General features: G+C 69.0%; 15 protein-coding genes. 9 read left to right on the top strand and 6 right to left on the bottom strand.

Translation table 11 applies throughout. The annotated features are described in order from the left end of the window. Positions 1 to 13: 13 nt before the first annotated feature. The 4 genes from MB1_RS00075 to MB1_RS26250 all read left to right on the top strand — a co-directional run bounded on the left by MB1_RS00075 (position 14) and on the right by MB1_RS26250 (position 3,689). Positions 14 to 976 (top strand): daunorubicin/doxorubicin resistance ABC transporter ATP-binding protein DrrA, encoded by a 963-nt coding sequence (locus MB1_RS00075; protein WP_066902500.1) that lies wholly within the window; start codon positions 14 to 16, stop codon positions 974 to 976. After that, complete coding sequence (locus MB1_RS00070; RefSeq protein WP_066902498.1) at positions 973 to 1,788, top strand: ABC transporter permease; 816 nt, start codon at positions 973 to 975, stop codon at positions 1,786 to 1,788. The genes MB1_RS00075 and MB1_RS00070 overlap by 4 nt, the downstream gene beginning before the upstream one ends. Then, entirely contained in the window at positions 1,785 to 2,609 is an 825-nt protein-coding gene (locus MB1_RS00065) for an ABC transporter permease (RefSeq protein ID WP_084350524.1), read from the top strand. Before MB1_RS00070 ends, MB1_RS00065 begins: the two co-directional genes overlap by 4 nt. A gap of 66 nt (positions 2,610 to 2,675) precedes the next feature. Beyond that, the gene (locus tag MB1_RS26250; protein WP_245649949.1) at positions 2,676 to 3,689 is read left to right on the top strand and encodes a M48 family metallopeptidase; all 1,014 of its coding nucleotides are present in this window, start codon (positions 2,676 to 2,678) and stop codon (positions 3,687 to 3,689) included. Here the strand turns inward: MB1_RS26250 and MB1_RS00055 are convergent. Together MB1_RS00055 and MB1_RS00050 are read right to left on the bottom strand one after the other, a co-directional pair. Further along, complete coding sequence (locus MB1_RS00055) at positions 3,637 to 4,185, bottom strand: DUF4395 domain-containing protein (RefSeq protein ID WP_066902496.1); 549 nt, start codon at positions 4,183 to 4,185, stop codon at positions 3,637 to 3,639. The genes MB1_RS26250 and MB1_RS00055 overlap by 53 nt on opposite strands. A 73-nt stretch (positions 4,186 to 4,258) precedes the next feature. Then, on the bottom strand, positions 4,259 to 6,217 hold the full coding sequence (locus MB1_RS00050; RefSeq protein ID WP_066902494.1) for a M13 family metallopeptidase: 1,959 nt from the start codon (positions 6,215 to 6,217) through the stop codon (positions 4,259 to 4,261). A 142-nt stretch (positions 6,218 to 6,359) separates the two neighbouring features. Between MB1_RS00050 and MB1_RS00045 the strand changes: the two genes are divergently transcribed. Continuing rightward, entirely contained in the window at positions 6,360 to 6,782 is a 423-nt protein-coding gene (locus tag MB1_RS00045; protein ID WP_066902492.1) for a hypothetical protein, read from the top strand. A gap of 48 nt (positions 6,783 to 6,830) precedes the next feature. Here the strand turns inward: MB1_RS00045 and rsmI are convergent, their stop codons facing one another. Together rsmI and MB1_RS00035 are read right to left on the bottom strand one after the other, a co-directional pair. After that, positions 6,831 to 7,700, bottom strand: a complete 870-nt coding sequence (rsmI, locus tag MB1_RS00040; RefSeq protein ID WP_066902490.1) for a 16S rRNA (cytidine(1402)-2'-O)-methyltransferase — start codon at positions 7,698 to 7,700, stop codon at positions 6,831 to 6,833. 191 nt (positions 7,701 to 7,891) lie between these two features. Then, positions 7,892 to 8,836: a peptidase associated/transthyretin-like domain-containing protein gene (locus MB1_RS00035; protein ID WP_066902488.1), complete on the bottom strand. Its 945-nt coding sequence runs from the start codon at positions 8,834 to 8,836 to the stop codon at positions 7,892 to 7,894. A gap of 285 nt (positions 8,837 to 9,121) precedes the next feature. On the opposite strand from MB1_RS00035, the gene treS reads away from it, so the two are divergent. Genes treS through MB1_RS00015 form a run of 4 tightly spaced genes read left to right on the top strand, consistent with a single transcriptional unit; the run spans position 9,122 to position 13,430 of the window. Then, on the top strand, positions 9,122 to 10,906 hold the full coding sequence (gene treS, locus MB1_RS00030; RefSeq protein WP_066902486.1) for a maltose alpha-D-glucosyltransferase: 1,785 nt from the start codon (positions 9,122 to 9,124) through the stop codon (positions 10,904 to 10,906). Positions 10,907 to 10,910: 4 nt separating this feature from the next. Continuing rightward, complete coding sequence (locus tag MB1_RS00025) at positions 10,911 to 12,245, top strand: hypothetical protein (RefSeq protein ID WP_066902484.1); 1,335 nt, start codon at positions 10,911 to 10,913, stop codon at positions 12,243 to 12,245. A gap of 43 nt (positions 12,246 to 12,288) precedes the next feature. Then, entirely contained in the window at positions 12,289 to 13,044 is a 756-nt protein-coding gene (locus MB1_RS00020) for an SDR family oxidoreductase (protein WP_066902482.1), read from the top strand. 11 nt (positions 13,045 to 13,055) lie between these two features. Further along, positions 13,056 to 13,430, top strand: a complete 375-nt coding sequence (locus tag MB1_RS00015) for an RNA-binding S4 domain-containing protein (RefSeq protein WP_066902480.1) — start codon at positions 13,056 to 13,058, stop codon at positions 13,428 to 13,430. Between the two features lie 103 nt (positions 13,431 to 13,533). Here the strand turns inward: MB1_RS00015 and MB1_RS00010 are convergent, their stop codons facing one another. Both MB1_RS00010 and MB1_RS00005 read right to left on the bottom strand, forming a co-directional pair. After that, positions 13,534 to 14,694, bottom strand: a complete 1,161-nt coding sequence (locus tag MB1_RS00010; protein ID WP_066902478.1) for an acyl-CoA dehydrogenase — start codon at positions 14,692 to 14,694, stop codon at positions 13,534 to 13,536. 181 nt (positions 14,695 to 14,875) lie between these two features. Continuing rightward, a complete protein-coding gene (locus MB1_RS00005) occupies positions 14,876 to 15,643 on the bottom strand; it encodes a TetR family transcriptional regulator (RefSeq protein ID WP_084350514.1) in 768 nt (255 codons plus the stop codon). Positions 15,644 to 15,754 lie beyond the last annotated feature (111 nt).

Raw genomic sequence — 15,754 nt, 5'->3', positions numbered from 1 at the left:
TAGCCTCAGTCTGGTGCCGACGCGCTATGCGGTCGAAGCCGAGGGGCTGGTCAAGCGTTTCGGTGAGGTGACGGCACTCGACGGCTTGGGACTGACCGTTCCGGAGGGCACGATCGCCGGGGTGCTCGGCCCCAATGGGGCGGGCAAGACCACCACGATCGATGTCCTGACCACCCTGCTCGAACCCGATGCCGGGCACGCCCGGGTCGCGGGGCGCGATGTGGTGGCCGAGGCGGCCGAGGTGCGGGCAGTAATCGGGCTGACCGGTCAGTTCGTGGCCCTCGACGACAACCTCACCGCCCGGGAGAACCTCGAACTCTTCGGCCGACTGCTCAAACTCGGCCGTCGGCGCTCGGCGGAACGGGCCGACGAGTTGCTCTCCCGATTCGATCTGACCGACGCCGCCGACCGGCGCAGCGGCACCTTCTCCGGCGGGATGCGCCGCCGCCTCGACCTGGCCGCCTCGCTGATCGGGCGCCCCGAGGTGCTCTTCCTCGACGAACCGACCACCGGGCTCGACCCGCGCAGCCGTGCGGTCCTCTGGGACGTCGTGCGCGAGCTGCGCAGCGACGGCATGACGATCCTGCTGACCACGCAGTACCTCGACGAGGCCGACGCGCTCGCCGACCGGATCGTCGTGATCGACCACGGTCGGGTGATCGCCGACGGCACCGCCGACGACCTCAAGGACCAGGCGGGCGGTTCGGTCTGCCGTATCGCCACCGGTACCGACCGGATCCGGGCCCGCGTGCTCGAACTGCTGGCCGGGCGCCCCGGCCTGACCGCCGACGCCGACGGGGTGGCGATCGCCGCGACCGGTGCGTCCACGCTGATCGAGGTGGTCCGCATCCTCGACGGGGCGAACATCCCGGTCGAGGACGTCGCGCTGCGCCGGCCGACCCTCGACGACGTCTTCTTCCGGCTCACCGGAAATCCGCGCGAGGACCAGGCCACCGCCGAGGAGGCAACCCGGTGACCGCGACTCCGGCGCTGGGCCCCGACACCGTCGCCGCTCCCACCGCCTACCCGGCCCCGGTGGGCGACACGGTCATGCTCGCCCGGCGCCACTTGCGGCTGATGAGCCGGCGACCGGCGTCGATCATGTCCGCGATCCTGCTGCCGCTGGTCTTCGCGACGATGTTCTACGTCGTCTTCGGCACGGTGGTCGAACGGCGCATCGGCTCCGGCTACGGGCAATACCTGCTGCCCGCGGTGCTGCTGCAGGGCATGCTGTTCACCGCGATGTCGGCGGCGATCCTGTCGGTCGAGGACGTCACCGGCGGCATGATCCGGCGTTTGCGCTCGATGGCGGTCGCCCCGGTGGCCCCGGTCGCCGGCCTGGTCGGCGCCGAACTGTGCCGGGCGGCGTTGACGATCGCCGTGCTGATCCCGGCCGGTGCGCTGATGGGCTTCCGCCTGCACGGCACGCCGCTCGCGTCGATCGGGTTCGTGGTCGTGGCCCTGCTGTTCTGCGCGGTCGCCTGCACCGCCTTCGTGGCGATCGGCTTCGCGATCGGCAGCGTCGAATCGGTGCAGGCGGTCACCAATGCGATCTTCTTCCCGTTCCTGTTGGTGTCCAACGCCTTCGCGCCGACCGACGCCTTCCCCGGCTGGCTGCAACCGATCGTCGCCAACCAGCCGTTGACCCGCACCGTCGACGCCCTGCGGGCCCTCGCCTCGTCGGGGGACGCGCTCGCGCGACCGGTGTCGATCGCGCTCGCCTGGTTGGTCGGCCTGCTGGTGGTCGCGACCTTCCTGGCCGCGCGCGCCTACCGGAGGGCCAAGTGACCGCCGCCGGCGCCACCGCCGCCGAGGGCTCGCGCCGTTCGGGCGGATTCGGGGCGGCGCTCGGTGATACCGTCGCCCTGACCACCCGTGCGGTCCTGGTGACGCTGCGCAATCCGATCCTCGTGGTCACCGCGGTGTTCTTCCCGCTGGTCCTGCTGCTGCTGATCACCGTGTCGTTCGGCTCGCTGGTCGCCCCCGGCGGGGATCGCGCCGCCTACGTGCAATTCAGCCTGCCGCTCTTCGCGGTGATGGGAATCCTGTTCGCCGCCTTGGGAACCGGGATGGGCACCTTCGCCGATCTCGAATCCGGTTTCGATCACCGCCTGCGGGCCCTGCCGATCGCCCGGTCCGCACCGCTGATCGGCCGCATCATCGGGGACGCCGCGCGCAACCTGATCACCCTGGGCGTGGTGGTTGTCGTCGGCATCGCGCTCGGCTTCCGCTTCACCAACGGTGTGCTCGGCATCCTCGGATTCTTTGTCCTGCCGCTGGTATTCGGCACCGGCGTCGCCTGGATGATGATCGCGATCGCCGTGCGCGTCCGCTCGGGGGAGGCCGCCGGATCGGCGTTGAACGCGATCCTGCTGCTGGCGTCGTTCCTGTCGACGGGGTTCGTGCCGAAGTCCGACCTGCCGACGTGGATCCAACCCATCGCCGAAGCCAACCCGGTCTCGGCGGTGGTCGAGGCGATGCGGGGGATGGCGGCCGGCGGCCCGGTGGCAAGTCCCGCGATCCGCGCGCTGCTGTGGACCGCCGGACTGACCATCGTCTTCGGTCTGCTTGCGGTACACGGCTATCGAACCCGCGGGCGCCGCGGCTGATCTCCGATGCCACGCGCCGATGCCCGGAATGTCGGATGGGCGCGTGGAAGCCGGTACAAAGAGAGAGTGAATCAACCGTACGAGCGGTCGTCCGACGAGGGGTGGTCCCGGCAGGCGCAGAGCTCGTCACCGCCGCCCGGATACGCGGTGGGTCCCCCGCCGGTCCTCGGTGGGCCGGCCGGATACGGCACTGCGCCCGTCGATCGGCGCGGCGGGTATCCGTCGCCTCCGGGGCCGGTACCACCGATCGGCTACGTGCCGCCGGAGGGGCCGGGCGTGCTGCACGGGCCGAGCCCGCTGCGCCTGTGGCATCCCTGGGAGATCCCGACGCTGATCGTCGCGGTGCTCGTATCGGTCCTGCTGTGGATCCTGCTGGTCAGCGCGATGCTCCTGGCGATCCGGGACGGCGAATCGGTCGACTTCACCGTCGCCGCCTTCCTGCTGGGTGCACCCGTGCTGATCTGGGCGGCGCGCGGCATGCTGATGGCGCAGCAACGGCTCAACGCCGTCCCGATCACCCCGTACCAGTTCCCCGAGGCGCACGCGATGGTCGTCGACGCGGCCCGGCGCTTCCGCATGTCCACCGTCCCGGACGCCTACGTCGTGCTCGGCAACGGCGTGCTCAACGCCTTCGCCTCCGGGCACGGCTTCCGCCGCTACGTGGCGGTCAACTCCGACCTCTTCGAAGTCGGTGGCCGACTGCGTGATCCCGAAACCCTGCGGTTCATCATCGGCCACGAGGTCGGGCACATCGCCGCCGGCCACGCCTCCTATTGGCGGCAGCTGGCCACCCTGATCGCCATGCGGATCCCGCTGTTGGGCAGCGCCCTGAGCCGCGCCCAGGAGTACAGCGCCGACAACCACGGTTATCTCGCCTCACCGATCGGGTCGCGCGGGATGACGGTGCTCTCCGCCGGCAAGTACCTCTATCCGACGGTCAACTTCGACATGATGGCCGACCGGGCGCAGACCGAGAAGGGCTTCTTCGCGTGGTGGGCCAACGCCCTGGCGAGCCACCCGGTGCAGGTCAAACGATTGGCGGCCTTGCGGGATCGTTCCCGGCCCGGCCGAATGTTTTGATCGCGGCGGATGCGGCGTCGCGGACGGGGTTGACCGAGTTGCACGCCTCGCACACCGAATCCGGGATGACCCCGCGCCGGATCAGGAAACCGAAGATCGTGCAGCCGAGGCAGAAGCCGAGCGCCGATTCGAGCAGCGCTGCGACGATCAGCACACCGGTGATGATCTGCGGGGTGATCCCACCGACGGTCAACGACGTCACCAACGCGGCGCCGGAGACCACCAGGCCGATCGTCTGGGCGAAGCGCTTCGGCGGCCCCGGTACCAGTTTGGTCTTCTTGATCAGGTGCGGCACGATCACGTGCACCGCGAGGCGCCCGAACGGCGAATAGCGCGGTCCGCCGGCGACGCGCAGGGCGAATCCGATGGTCAGGATCGCGTAGACGATCGGATGGTTGACCACGATGGCCACCACCGACAACGCCACCACCAGTCCGGCGGTCGCCCGCGCGGCATAGTCGTTGACCGGGTTGGGAAACGAGAACACACCACTCACGTGGCCATCCTCGCCCTCGACCGGCGGCCGTGCCCCGGTTGCAATCGGTGAGATTTCAACCGGGGCGGGGCGGCTACCAGATGTGTACGCGCGATTCGCTGTCGAGGAACAGCTCGTCCTCGGCGGTCACGTCGAAGGCCTCGTAGAAGGCGTCGACATTGCGGACCACCGCATTGCATCGGAACTCCGGCGGCGAATGCGGGTCGGTCGCCAGCCGGCGGACCGCCTCCTGCTGCCGCACCTTCGTCCGCCAGACCTGCGCCCAGCCGTAGAAGACGCGCTGCAGGCCGGTGGTGCCGTCGATCACCGGAGCGGGCTTGCCGTCCAGGGAGATCAGGTAGGCGGCGATCGCGATCGACAGGCCGCCGAGGTCGCCGATGTTCTCGCCGACGGTGAACGCGCCGTTGACGGTGTTGTCCTCGGCCAGACCGGCCGGGACCAGGGCGTTGTACTGCTCGATCAACGCGGCGGTGCGCTTGCCGAATTCGGCGCGGTCGGCGTCGGTCCACCAATCCACCAAGTTGCCGTCGCCGTCGTACTTCGAGCCCTGATCGTCGAAACCGTGTCCGATCTCGTGGCCGATCACCGCGCCGATACCGCCGTAGTTGGCGGCGTCGTCGGCATTCGGATCGAAGAACGGCGGCTGCAGAATCGCGGCGGGAAAGACGATCTCGTTCATCCCCGGGTTGTAGTAGGCGTTGACCGTCTGCGGGGTCATGAACCACTCGCCGCGGTCGACCGGGCCGCCGAGCTTGCCGAAATCGTGGTCGACGTCGGCGGCGTAGCCGCGGCGATAGTTGCCCACCACGTCGGTCGGGTCGATCGTCACCGCCGAGTAGTCGCGCCACCGGTCGGGGTAGCCGATCTTCGGGGTGAACTTCTCGAGCTTGGCCAGCGCGGCGGTCCGGGTGTCCGGGCCCATCCACTCGAGGTCGGTGATGTTGCGGCGGTAGGCCTCGATCAGGTTCGCGACCAGCTCCTGCATCCGGGTCTTCGACTCCGGCGGGAAGTACTGCTCGACGTAGACCTTGCCGACCGCCTCGCCGAGGAATTCCTGGACCATCGACACGCCGCGCTTCCAGCGGTCACGGTTGGCCGGGGCGCCGGTCAGCGTGGTGCCGTAGAAGGCGAAGTTCTCGTCGACCAGGCCGGCGTGCAGCAGCGGCGAGCGGGCCGACAGGACCCGCCAGGTCAACCACTGCTTCCAGTCCTCGATCGGCTCCGAGGCCCACAGCCGGGCGAACGTCTCGACGAAGTCGGGCTGTCCGACGACCACCTCGGCGAACGCCGTGTCGATATCGGCGTCGGGGCCGGCGAATCCGGCCAACCAGTTGCGCCACGGGAAGCCCGCCGCCTTCTCGACCAGGCTGTCGAGGGTGAACAGGTTGTAGGTGCGCTCGGCGTCCCGGCGCGCCACCACGTCCCAGTGGCCGGCGGCGATCTTCTTCTCCAACGCGAAGATCCGCTCCGCGTCCAGCGGCACACCCGCGATCTGCGACATCGCACCGATATGCGCGAGATACGCCTGCCGGACCTGCTCGTGCGCGTCCTCGCGGTAGTACGACTCGTCGGGCAGCCCCAGACCGGACTGCATGATGTGCGCCAGGTAGCGGCTGGAGTTCTTCGAGTCGGTGTCGACGTAGGCGCCGATCCCGCGGATGCCGGTGCGCTGCAGCTCACCGAGCAGGGTCGCCAATTCCTCGGCGGAGCCGGCGGCGGCGATCGCATCGAGCTCACCGCGGATCGGTTCGATCCCGGCGGCGTTGACGGCGTCGACGTCCAGGAAGCTCGCGTAGAGATCACCGATGCGCTGCGCGTCGGTCCCCGGTGCCGGGCCGCCCGCCGCCGCCTGCTGAATGAGCTCGCGCACATTTTCCTCGGCGCGGTCGTACAGGGTGCGGAAGGCGCCGTCGACGGCGCGGTCCTCGGGAATCTCGTAGTCGCTCAGCCAGGTCCCGTTGACGTGGACGAACAGATCGTCCTGCGGCCGGGTGGCGCTGTCGAACCATCTCGTATCGATGCCGGAGTTCACCCGTTCGAGGCTACCGCCGCCGAGCGGGGGTGTGATGTTCGAAATGGGGCGTTGGTCCGGTGATGGGCTAGCGTCTGCGACGGCCGGGGGACCTCGGCCTGTGTGAATTGTCGGTGTGGCTCGTCGGTCGGGATGGTTGATTGTGGAATCCGGTATCTCCCTGCTCCCCATCATCGGGGGCGGACTCGGTGCTCTCGGTACGTTGCTCGTGCTGTCGCTGTTCGCCAAGACGGCCCGCGACGAGGTTGTCCTGCCGCCCGGCGCCGACATCCGGGCGACCGTCGCCGGATGGGCCGCCGCGAACGGATTCAAGCAGCGGCCGTCGCAGCGGGGACTGCTCTTTCGCAAGGGCTCCGGAGTCTTCGGCCCGGCCACCGTCGTCGAGGTGATTCTCGACCGGCCGCAGCAGGAACTGCACACCTACATGCTGGTCAACCTGCTGTTCCGCAATCGGACCTCCGGATTGAGCTCCGGCCCCTTCCGGGAACGGACCAGCCGTCGGCGGGCGGCCAAGAAGGTTGCGCCGCTGTTCGAGAGCCTGGGACTGCCGTTCGCGGTTGCCTGACGCCGCTGCCCGAGAGGGTGGCCCGAGGGGCGGGTAGGCGGGGCGCGGTCAGTCGTCGGTGGTCGCCCGCTGGGCGGAGATCAGGGCGTAGGCCCGATTGCGGGAGAGCCCGGTGACGTCGCAGACGACATCGCGGATCGCCCGGCCGTCCACCCCGTGGCGCAGCAGCACCGCGATCAGCTCGTTGGCCGCGGCCTCCTCGCCGTGGTCGCCGCTGTCCGGCTTGCCCTCGATCACCACCGTGAACTGGCCGCGAACGGTCTCCAGGGCCTCGAGCCCGGCGATCACCTCGGAGATCGGGCCGCGCAGGAACTCCTCGTCCGGCCTGGTCAGGTTGCGGCCCAACGCCACTCGGCGCTCACCGAAGGTCGTCCGCACGTCCTCGAGCATCTCGACGATCCGGTGCGGCGCCTCGAACAACAACAGCGTCGCGGTGCCGGAGCGGACCGCCTCGAGCGCGGCCCGGCGCGCGGCGCCCCGGCGGGGTAGGAATCCCAGGTAGTGAAAGTGGTGGACCGGCAGCCCCGAACCGATCAGCGCGGTGATCGGCGCATTGGCTCCGGGCAGGGGCCGCACCGGGATGCCGAGATCGATCGCCGCGGATACCAACCGAAAGCCCGGGTCGTTGACCAGCGGGGTGCCGGCGTCGGAGACGACCGCCACATCGGCACCGGATTCCAGGCGGGCGAGCAGTTGCACGGTGCGGGACTGCTCGTTGTGCTCGTGGTAGCTCAACAGGCCGTTGTGCTCGATGCCCAGAGCGTTCAGCAGGGTCCGGGTGTTGCGGGTGTCCTCGCAGGCGATCACGTCCGCGGCGATGAGCACCTCGATCGCCCGGTTGGTGATATCGCGCGTATCGCCGATCGGCGTCGGCACCAGATAGAGCGTGCCCGTGCCGTCGGTCGGTTCCTGCGACACGTCGCCCTCCCGCGTTCCCGGCCGCACCCGCGGCCCCTGCCCACACGGCAGACTAGCGCGATCCACCGACCGCGAGAGTGACGGTTGCTGCGGCTGAACCGAAGAAAGCGACACTCTCGCGGCTCGCTCGGCGGGGGTCGGGGGCCGGGGCGGGCGGGGAGGGGCGGGCCGGGTAGGGGGAGGGCGCGGGGTCAGACGGCGATGCCGAGGTTGATCGCGGCGAGGTAGCGCTCGCCGTTGTGCGCGACGGTGGTCATCCCGCTGGGGTCGAAGATGCCGTCGGTGTCGTTGCGGGTGTTGTCCTGCCAACCGGGGTGATCGGTATACGGGGCGAGCTCGTTGATCTCGGCGATCGTCCCCTCGGGGAAGTAGAGCTGACTGGTCAGCGCGGTCGACCGATCGATGTGCACCTTCAGGTGGATATGCGTGGTACGGCCGGTGTACCAGCCGGGGAAGATCGTGGTGAACGTCACGATGCCGTTGGCGTCGGTGACCTGGGCGCCGCGCAGGTAGGTGCCGTCGTCGGTGGTCGAGCCCTCCCGGGTACCGACGCTGTACGACCAGTCCGATACCTGGCCGGGCCCGCTGCCGGGACCGGTCGACCCGGCCGCACCCGCGGGCGAGCCGCCCGGCCGCCCGCCGTTCGCCGCGATCGAGGAGACCTCGAAGCCGGAGTAGACCCCGCCGGCGTCGCAATGCCAGATCTCGACCACCGCATTGGGGATCGGAACGGCGCCGGACCCGTCGACGGCACAGCCGGTGATGTTCTCGGCGCGGATCGCCAGGTCCAGCGCCGCCCCCGGCCGGTCCTCGCGGATATCGGAGCGGATCGCGTCGACGTCGAACCAGTACGGCCCCTGAGTCTCCTCCGAGGTGGTCTCGCAGCGCGACGCGGTGTCGAGCAGGTCGACCGCGGAGGCCGCCGCGAGCGGAGGTTCACCCGCTGTCGTGGCCGCCGCGGACGTGGTCGTGACATCGGTCGATGTCGCCGGCGAGGCGCAGGCCGCCAGGACGCCGCCCATGCCGACCGTGCCGCCGATCAACAGGGCGCGGCGGCGGCTGACGCGCAGGCGGGACGCCGCGACGTCGGGATGGAGCGGTTCCGGTGGTGGGGCCGGTGGGCGTGGTGCGCGCATCGCGAAGGAGGCCTTCCTGTGGGACGGGTATGCGGACGAGCGGGCGTGTGCTCGTCGAGTCGAGCGGTCGACGGGGGCTGGTTCCGCCGACCCTTCGAGTATCGGTACCGTTCGGCGAAGGTCGGTCGGCAACCCGCCGTCCGTCGGCTCGGTAACGGCGCGGTCGCGGTCCCTCGCGGCAGCAGCACGGCCGCCCGACAGCCGGCTACCATGTCCCCGAGCCTCCCGAACGTGACATCCCCGTCCGGTCGGCATATGCGCGTCACGAGCTCGAACCGAGGAGTTATGCCGGGTCCCGATCCGATGATCCACAGCACCGACGGATTGCTGGTCGAGGCGAATTCCGATGACTTCGGCAGCGCCACCCCACTGCGCGTCGAGGACGACTGGTTCAAACGCGCCGTCTTCTACGAGGTGCTCGTTCGCGCCTTCCAGGATTCGTCCAACGACGGCACCGGCGACCTGAAGGGGCTGACCGAGAAGCTGGACTACCTTTCCTGGCTCGGCGTCGACTGCCTGTGGTTGCCGCCGTTCTACGACTCCCCGCTGCGCGACGGCGGTTACGACATCCGCGACTTCCGATCGGTGCTGCCCGAGTTCGGGACGGTCGACGACTTCGTCGAACTGCTCGACCAGGCGCACCGCCGCGGGATCCGGGTGATCACCGACCTGGTCATGAACCACACCTCCGATACCCACCAGTGGTTCCTGGAGTCGCGCTCGGACCCGGACGGCCCCTACGGCGACTTCTACGTCTGGTCGGACACCGACGAGGCCTACAGCGACGCGCGCATCATCTTCGTCGACACCGAAACGTCGAACTGGACCTGGGATCCGGTGCGCCGGCAGTACTACTGGCATCGCTTCTTCTCCCACCAGCCCGACCTGAACTACGACAATCCGGCCGTGCGCGACGCGATGGTCGATGTGCTGCGCTTCTGGCTCGACCTCGGGATCGACGGATTCCGGCTCGACGCGGTTCCCTACCTGTTCGAACGCGAGGGCACCAACTGCGAAAACCTGCCCGAGACACACGATTTCCTGAAGAAGTGTCGCGCCGTCGTCGACAAGGAGTTCCCGGGGCGGGTGCTGCTGGCCGAGGCCAATCAGTGGCCGGCCGACGTCGTCGAGTACTTCGGGGAACCGGATATCGGCGACGAATGTCATATGGCGTTCCACTTCCCGCTAATGCCGCGGATCTTCATGGCCGTGCGCCGGCAGACCCGCTTCCCGATCTCGGAGATCCTCGCCCAGACCCCGCCGATCCCGAAGTCCGCGCAGTGGGGGATCTTCCTGCGCAACCACGACGAGTTGACCCTCGAGATGGTCACCGACGAGGAACGCGACTACATGTACGCGGAGTACGCCAAGGATCCGCGGATGAAGGCGAATATCGGTATCCGCCGGCGGCTCGCTCCGCTGCTGGACAACGATCGCAACCAGCTCGAACTGTTCACCGCCCTGCTGCTCTCGCTGCCCGGATCGCCGGTGCTCTACTACGGCGACGAGATCGGCATGGGCGACAACATCTGGCTCGGTGACCGCGACGCGGTGCGCACCCCGATGCAGTGGACCCCCGACCGCAACGGCGGCTTCTCCCGCTGCGACCCGGGCCGCATCTACCTGCCGCCGATCATGGACCCGACCTACGGCTACCAGGCGGTCAACGTCGAGGCGCAGTCCGCCAGCAGCAACTCGCTGCTGCACTGGACGCGGCGAATGATCCACGTGCGCAAGGAACATCCCGCGTTCGGGATGGGATCGTTCACCGAACTGGGTACCACCAATCCGGCTGTGCTGACCTTCCTGCGGGAGATGGCGCCGGACGAACGCCGCGGCAGCGACGTGATCCTCTGCGTCAACAATCTGGCGCGCCATCCCCAGGCGGTGCGCATCGACCTGTCGCCCTTCGCCGGGCGCATCCCGGTCGAGCTGACCGGCGGGGTGATGTTCCCGCAGATCGGGGACGACGACTACATGATCACCCTGCCCGGGCACGGATTCTTCTGGTTCGCGCTGCAACCGGAGCACCGGGTCGGCCCGGTCGAGGACTTCGAGGACGAGGACTGATTCGGTGGTCGAACCGTCGATCGACCCGCCGGCGTTGGCACGGTCGCTCGTTGATCGACTCGGCGATCGCCGCTGGTTCTCGGCGAAATCGTCGGCGGTCGAGCGGGTGGACGTGCGCGGCTGGTGGCCGATCGGCGCGTCAGTCGCGCACACGATCGTCGGGGCGGTCACCGCGGACGGTACCTCCGCCGACTACCAGGTCCCGCTGATCGCATCGCCGGGCAGTGACGATCGGTCGGCGATCCACGCCGTCGACCCGCTGGTGATCGACGCCGACGGGCGACGCTGGGACGACGCGCTGGCGACGCCGGCGGGGATCGCCGCCTACGTCCCGCTCTTCACCCGGCAGGACGCGGTGGCGCCCATCGACGTCGACGGATCGCTCGGCGCGCTCGAATTCCATTCCTTTGCAAACGGTTTCGATGATGTGGCGGCCATGGGGCGACCGCTCGGGGTCGAGCAGTCCAATACCTCCGTCGTCGTCGGTGGGCGGGTGTTGATCAAGTTCTTCCGGCAGCTTTCCGACGGTGAGAACCCGGACGTCGAGATCCACCGGGCGTTGGGCACCGTCGGCTGCCCACACGTCGCGGCGCTGCGCGGGTGGGCCGAGACCACCGTCGACGGCCGGCGGACCACGATCGCGATGGCGCAGGACTTCCTGGCCGGGGCGAACGACGGCTTCGACGCGGCGGTCGACGCGCTGCGCACCGGCGCCGTCGACCAATTGACCGCGGCGGCCGACCGGCTCGGCGAGGCGGTCGCGGTGGTGCACCGCGACCTGAACCGCTCCCTCGGAGGTCGACGGGTCGACGCCGCCGAACTCGCGACCGGCCTGTCCGAACGAATCGACGAACATATCCGCCGGGTCCCGCGGCTCGCGCCCTACCGGGAACGGGCCGCCGCGCTGGTGGCCGAGGCGGCAGGCGCCGGGCCGGTGCCGATCCATCGGGTGCACGGCGACCTGCACCTGGGGCAGGTGCTCGACGCCGACGGACTCTGGGTGGTTATCGATTTCGAGGGGGAACCGGCCACCGATCCGGCCCTGCGGCGAGCCCCGGACAGCCCGTTGCGCGATGTCGCGGGCATGGTGCGGTCCTACGACTACGCCGCGGCGGTCGCGGGCGGCGGGCCGGCGGCGGTCGCCGGGGCCCGGGCCGCGGCCGAAGCGTTCTGCGATGGGTACGCCCGCGCCGCCGAACACGATCCGCGCACCCCATCGGCCCTGCTCGCGGCGTACGAGCTGGACAAAGCGGTCTACGAGGTCGACTACGAGACCCGCAACCGGCCGGACTGGATCGGTGTTCCACTGGCGGCCGTCGAGCGCATCCTCGGGGGATAGAGTCGAGCCGTTCGCAGCGGTCCGACGGAGGGAAGCGATCCACGTGGCGCAGACGAAGACGGCGATTGTCACCGGCGCGGCCCGGGGAATCGGTGCGGAGGTGGCCAAGCGGCTCGCCGCCGACGGTTTCGGGGTCGCGGTGCTCGACCTCGACGAGGCCGCCACCGCCGTCACGGTCGATGCGATCGTCGACGCCGGTGGCACCGCGATCGGCATCGGGGCCAACGTCGCCGACGAGGAGTCGGTGGCCGAGGCGGTCGAGCGGATCGCTACCGAGTTCGGCGCCCCGACCGTGCTGGTCAACAACGCCGGCATCACCCGCGACAACCTGCTGTTCAAGATGAGCGTCACCGACTGGGACGCGGTGCTCGGCGTCCACCTGCGCGGCGCCTTCCTGATGACCCGCGCGACACAGAAGCACATGGTCGAGGCGAAGTACGGGCGCATCGTCAACCTGTCGTCGACCTCCGCGCTCGGCAACCGCGGTCAGGCCAACTACTCCGCGGCCAAGGCCGGAATGCAGGGTTTCACCAAGACCCTCGCGATCGAGCTCGGTCGCTACGGCATCACCGCCAACGCGATCGCCCCGGGTTTCATCGAAACGGAGATGACCGCGGCCACCGCCGAACGGGTCGGCGCCTCCTTCGAGGACTTCAAGGCCATTGCGGCGGCGGCGATCCCGGTCGGGCGCGTCGGACAGCCGGCCGACATCGCACATACCGCGTCGTTCCTGGTCAGCGAGGGTGCCGGCTTCGTATCGGGGCAGGTCATCTACGTCGCGGGTGGCCCGAAAGACTGAGTGGGCGGACGATGAGCGAGCCGACAAGTTGCCGAGTCGACGCGTGGCTGTGGGCGATCCGGCTGTTCAAGACGCGGTCGATGGCGGCCACGGCCTGCCGCGGCGGGCACGTTCGGGTGGACGACGTCACCGCCAAAGCCGCACAAACGGTCGTCCCCGGCATGCGGGTGCGGCTGCGGGTCGACGGGCGCGAACGCATCGTCGAGGTGGTGCGACCGATCAACAAGCGGGTATCCGCCCCGGTGGCCGCGACCTGCTTCATCGACCACAGCCCGCCGCCCCCGCCCAAGGAGGTTCTCGCGTCGCTGCCGCACCGCGACCGCGGCGCCGGCCGGCCCACCAAACGCGAGCGGCGCGACCTCGACCGGTTGATGGGACGCGAGTAGCGGTGGAGGCGTCCACAGAAACGGCGTGAGCGCGGGGCCGCGGCAATAATTGTCGCGGCCCCGCGCTCACGGGGGTGTTTGTAGCAGTCGGCGCGGGCCGGGATCAGCCGCGCAGCAGCGCGCGGGACATGACCACTCGCTGAATCTGGTTGGTGCCCTCGTAGATCTGGGTGATCTTGGCGTCGCGCATCATCCGCTCCACCGGGAAGTCGCGGGTATAACCGGCGCCACCAAAGAGCTGCACGGCGTCGGTGGTCACCTGCATGGCGACATCGGACGCGAAGCACTTCGACGCCGACGAGATGAAGCCGAGGTTCTTCTCGCCCCGCTCGGCGCGCGCCGCGGAGTGGTAGACCATCAGCCGGGCGGCCTCGGTGTTCATCGCCATGTCGGCGAGCATGAACTCCACACCCTGGAAGGTGGAGATCGCCTTGCCGAACTGCTTGCGATCCTTGGTGTAGGCGATCGCCGCGTCCAGCGCGCCCTGGGCGATGCCCACGGCCTGGGCGCCGATGGTCGGACGGGTGTGGTCGAGGGTCTGCAGCGCGGTCTTGAAACCGGTGCCGACCTCGCCGATGATGCGGTCGCCGGGGATGCGGCAGCTCTCGAAGTACAGCTCGTTGGTCGGGCTGCCCTTGATACCGAGCTTCTTCTCCTTCGGACCGACCACGAAGCCCGGATCGTCCTTGTGGACCATGAACGCCGAGATGCCGTTGGCGCCCTTCTCCGGGTCGGTCACCGCCATGACGGTGAACCAGGTCGACTTGCTGCCGTTGGTGATCCAGCACTTGGTGCCGTTGAGGACCCAGCTGTCGCCGTCCTTGGTCGCCTTGGTGCGCATGGCGGCGGCGTCGGAGCCGGCCTCCCGCTCGGAGAGGGCATAGGAGGCGGTCGCGCCGTTGACGATGTCCGGCAGAACCTGCTTCTTGAGGTCCTCGGAACCGTTGAGGATCAGGCCCATCGTGCCGAGCTTGTTGACCGCGGGGATCAGGGAGGAGGAGGCGCAGACCCGGGAGACCTCCTCGATCACGATGACGGTCGCCACCGAATCGGCGCCCTGACCACCGTATTCCTCGGGGATGTGGACCGCGTTGAAGCCGGACGCGTTGAGAGCCTCGAGCGCTTCCTCGGGGTACCGCTCGTTCTCGTCGACCTCGGCCGCGTAGGGCTCGATCTGCTTGACCGACAGATCGCGGATCGCCGAGCGCAGTTCGTCGTGTTCCTCGGGGAGCTGGAAAAGGTCGAAGTCCGGGTTACCGGCCATGGTGTTACCTCACAGTCGCTGGTCCGACACTAAGTGTCATGTCTATGGCACTGAGTGCCATCGTCGCCCGATCATAGGGGACGCGCGGCCGTCGTTGGGGAAAATGGTCAATCTTGCCGAGATGCGACGCAGGTCATAGTGGGTCAAGCATCTGCGGCACTCGGCGAAGACGACACGATGATCAACTCCGACTGGACGCGTCTCCCGGATACCCATCTTCCGCCCGACGCAGGGCGCGGTCGATCGCTTCGGCGATTTGGGTGGGTTCGGCTCCGGTGGGGAAGACCGCGACCACCATCGATTCGGTCGAATCGGTGTCCGAACGCGGGCTCGGCGCCACAAAACGGCTGCACAGTTCGGTCAACGACGTGCGCAGAGCCGCCAACCCCGCCGATTCGCCGCGCACCATCCTGCGCAGGAACCAGTTGTGGGTGGCGGTGATCGCGGCCGCGATCTGCACCGCGTCGAGGCGCCGGGCAGCGGGGAGGTTGCGCTGCAGGTAACTGTGGAAGAGACGCTCGTAGCGAGTGGTCATCAGAATCTCCCGGTCCCGGAGAGTGGGGACCTGGCGTACGACGCGATAGCGCTGCTCGGCCAGGGGACCGAGTTCCAGAAAGCGCCGGTAGACGATCTCCGTCGCCTGGCAGACCGCACCGATCGGATCCGGGTGATCGAGGGACAGATAGTCGGTCACCTGATCCAGCGCATGGTCGTGGTCGACGAAGACCACATCCTCCTTCGCGCGGAACTGCCGGAAAAAGGTACGTCGCGAGATCCCGGAGACATCGGCGATCTGATCGACCGTGGTCGCCTCGTATCCATGGGACGCGAAGAGATCGAGCGCCCGCCGCATCACCGTCATACGGAAGTCCTCCCGCGCATGGCCGGTACCGGAGGTCGAGTCATCGGCCGGTGCGTCGCGGATCGGGGTCTTCTCGGAGCTGGACATGCGTCAACGCTAGCCGTCGGCTCCGCCCACCGGGCTGGATGCGTCTCCCCACCCGATTCGGCGCCCCGATCGACACGTCCGCGGGGTGAATACGTCGCAAATTGTGCCTTT

Origin of the sequence: Millisia brevis NBRC 105863, from assembly GCF_001552615.1 — a bacterium.
GTDB lineage: Bacteria > Actinomycetota > Actinomycetes > Mycobacteriales > Mycobacteriaceae > Millisia > Millisia brevis.
This window is presented reverse-complemented; position numbering and strand designations above follow the sequence as displayed.

Bases quoted from the DNA above. Each gene is read 5' to 3' on its own strand.
- MB1_RS00035 (WP_066902488.1), bottom strand. From the start codon at position 8,836: ATGCGCGCACCACGCCCACCGGCCCCACCACCGGAACCGCTCCATCCC.
- treS (WP_066902486.1), top strand. From the start codon at position 9,122: ATGCCGGGTCCCGATCCGATGATCCACAGCACCGACGGATTGCTGGTC.
- MB1_RS00015 (WP_066902480.1), top strand. From the start codon at position 13,056: ATGAGCGAGCCGACAAGTTGCCGAGTCGACGCGTGGCTGTGGGCGATC.
- MB1_RS00010 (WP_066902478.1), bottom strand. From the start codon at position 14,694: ATGGCCGGTAACCCGGACTTCGACCTTTTCCAGCTCCCCGAGGAACAC.
- MB1_RS00005 (WP_084350514.1), bottom strand. From the start codon at position 15,643: ATGTCCAGCTCCGAGAAGACCCCGATCCGCGACGCACCGGCCGATGAC.